Raw genomic sequence first — 3,003 nt, 5'->3', positions numbered from 1 at the left:
CCGCGGCTCCGAGGTCACCACCGGACCCCGCGACACGCACCGGCACAACCGCCGGAACAGCGGGCAGGGGGTGGACCGATGCAGGAGTTTCTGACCGCGGCACAGTCCTTCCCGGCCGTGCTCTTCTCCGCGGCCCTGGTCGTCGTCATCGCGTTCTGGCTGCTCGTCCTGGCCGGTGCGGCCGACCACCACTCCTTCGACGCGGACCTCGACACCGGTCTCGCCGGGATCGGCGGCGTGCCCGTCACCGTCTCGGTCTCCGTGATGGTGGCCGTCGGCTGGTTCTCCGCGCTGACCGGTTCGGTCCTGCTCCACCGCGGCCACACCACCGGAACCCTCCGGGCCGCGCTCGCCTTCGGCGTCCTCGTCGGCGCGCTGCTGATCGCCTGGGCCGTGGTCCGGCTGCTGGTGCACCACTTCCGCCGCTTCTTCGCGGACCAGCCTCCTCCATCGCGCCAGGACTTCCTGGGCCGGGTCTGCACGATCCGTACCGGGTCGGTCGGCACGGACTTCGGTCAGGCGGAGGTCGCCGCGGCCGACGGATCCACGGCGATCGTGCAGGTACGCCAACTGGCGCCGGCCGACGACGCGCTGTCGGCCGGGAGTCCGGGACTGCTGTACGCGTACGACGAGGCGGGCGAGTTCTTCTGGGTCTCCCCCTACGACCGTGCGCTCGACCCGGGACCGCCGCCGCCTCTGCCGCGTACGAACCGCCGCACGCCGCCCCGCCGCACCGCCTGATCCGGGCATACGTCCCGGCCACGCCCCGCCACGCCCCGAGCCGCTCCGTGCTGCCCGGAACAGCGCGCGGCCCGCACGCCTCTCCTTACTTCTCCTGTCCGCACCACCAGCCGCCAAGGACTGTCATGGAAGCCATCTCCTTGGGCCTCGGCCTGCTCATCGCCGTGGTCCTGCTCATCGCGATCGCCCTGCTCCTGGTCGTCACCCGGCTCTTCCGCAAGGTGGAGCAGGGCAAGGCCCTGATCATCTCCAAGACCAAGAAGGTCGACGTGACCTTCACCGGCGCCGTCGTCCTGCCGGTGCTCCACAAGGCCGAGTCCATGGACATCTCGGTGAAGACCATCGAGATCCGCCGCACCGGCCGCGAGGGCCTGATCTGCCAGGACAACATCCGCGCGGACATCCACATCACGTTCTTCGTCCGGGTCAACAAGACCGTCGAGGACGTCATCAAGGTGGCCCAGGCCATCGGCACGGAACGGGCCAGCGACAAGGTGGCGATCCAGGAGTTCTTCGCCGCGAAGTTCTCCGAGGCGCTCAAGACCGTCGGCAAGCAGCTGGACTTCGTCGACCTCTACACCAAGCGCGAGGAGTTCCGGGACCGGATCATCCGGGTCATCGGCACCGACCTCAACGGCTACCACCTCGACGACGCGGCGATCGACTTCCTCGAGCAGACCCCGATGGTGCAGCTGGACGGCGCCAACATCCTCGACGCGCAGGGCATTCGGAAGATCACCGAGCTGACGGCGATCGAGCACGTACGGACCAACGAGTTCCAGCGCACCGAGCAGAAGGAGATCACCCGGCAGGACGTCGACGCCCGGGAGACCATCCTGGAGCTGGAGCGCCGGCAGGCCGAGGCCGAGATCAAGCAGCGCCGCGAGGTGGAGACGCTGCGCGCCCGCGAGGAGGCGGTCACCGCACGGGTCCAGGAGGAGGAACGCCTGGGCGCCCAGGCCGCGTTCATCAGGACCGAGGAGCAGCTCGGCATCCAGCGGGAGAACCAGGCCCGGGAGATCGCCGTCGCGCAGAAGAACCGCGAGCGGGTCATCGCCGTGGAGAACGAGCGCATCGAGAAGGACCGCATGATCGAGGTCATCGGGCGCGAGCGGCAGACCGAACTCAACCGCATCGCCGCGACGAAGGAGGTCGAGGCGGAGCGCCGCGAGGTCGCCGACGTGATCCGCGAACGCATCGCCGTGGACCGTACGGTCGCCGAGCAGGAGGAGTCCATCAAGACCCTGCGGTCCGTCGAGGAGTCCGAGCGCACCCGCAAGTCCGTGATCATCGCCGCGGAGGCGGAGGCGCAGGAGCAGCTGGTCAAGGACATCAAGGCGGCGGAGGCGGCCGAGGCCGCGGCGACGCACCGGGCCGCCGAGCAGCTGACGCTCGCGGAGGCCCGGCTGAAGACCGCGGACCTGGACGCCCGGGCCAAGCTGCGGCTGGCCGAGGGGGTCCAGGCGGAGTCGGCGGCGCCCGGACTCGCGGACGTGCAGGTACGGGACGCGGCGGCCGAGGTCATCGAGAAGACCGGCCTGGCCGAGGCCGAGGCGACGTCCGCCCGGCTCAGGGCCGAGGCGGAGGGCTCCCGGCTCAAGGCGCTCGCGGCGGCCGAGGGCACCCAGGCCCAGGCGACGGCCGACGCGGCGATGATCGGCGAGAAGCTGAAGGCCGAGGCGGCGGGGCTCACGGACAAGGCGGCCGCGATGGCGGCACTGGACGACGCGTCGCGCGGGCACGAGGAGTACCGGCTGCGGCTGGCCGCGGAGAAGGAGATCAGGCTCGCGGGGCTGGATGTCCAGCGCCAGGTCGCCGAGGCGCAGGCGACGGTGCTGGCCACGGGTCTGGAGAACGCCGACATCGACATCGTCGGCGGGGAGTCGGTCTTCTTCGACCGGCTGGTCTCGTCCATCTCCATGGGCAAGAGCCTCGACGGGTTCGTCGAGAACTCCGACACGGCGAAGGCGCTGGGAGGTGCGTGGCTGAACGGCACGTCGTCGTTCACGGACGACGTGACGCGGGTGCTGGGGTCGGTGTCGTCGGGTGACGTACAGAACCTGACGGTGTCGGCGCTGCTGATGCGGATGATGGCTGCGCCGGGGGCGGGTGCGGGGGCGGACCAGGTCCGCCAGCTCCTGGACCACGCGCGGTCCCTGGGCCTGGCAGACGTCCCGGTCACCTCGGTCCCGGCCCCGGCCCCGTCCCGGAACGGCACGCCGGTGGCGTAGGCGGTCCGATGCCCGTTGTCCTCAATCGCCG

2 protein-coding genes are annotated in these 3,003 nt (G+C 70.9%); both read left to right on the top strand.

Annotation, left to right across the window (positions count from 1 at the left end; all coding sequences use genetic code 11):
- Window positions 1-78: 78 nt before the first annotated feature.
- Window positions 79-741 (top strand): hypothetical protein, encoded by a 663-nt coding sequence (locus JGS39_RS38770; RefSeq protein ID WP_219574466.1) that lies wholly within the window; start codon window positions 79-81, stop codon window positions 739-741.
- A 125-nt stretch (window positions 742-866) separates the two neighbouring features.
- A complete protein-coding gene (locus tag JGS39_RS38765) occupies window positions 867-2,972 on the top strand; it encodes a flotillin family protein (RefSeq protein ID WP_219574465.1) in 2,106 nt (701 codons plus the stop codon).
- Window positions 2,973-3,003 lie beyond the last annotated feature (31 nt).

It is taken from the genome of Streptomyces poriferorum (genome assembly GCF_019399235.1).
Taxonomy (GTDB): Bacteria; Actinomycetota; Actinomycetes; order Streptomycetales; family Streptomycetaceae; genus Streptomyces; species Streptomyces poriferorum.
This window is presented reverse-complemented; position numbering and strand designations above follow the sequence as displayed.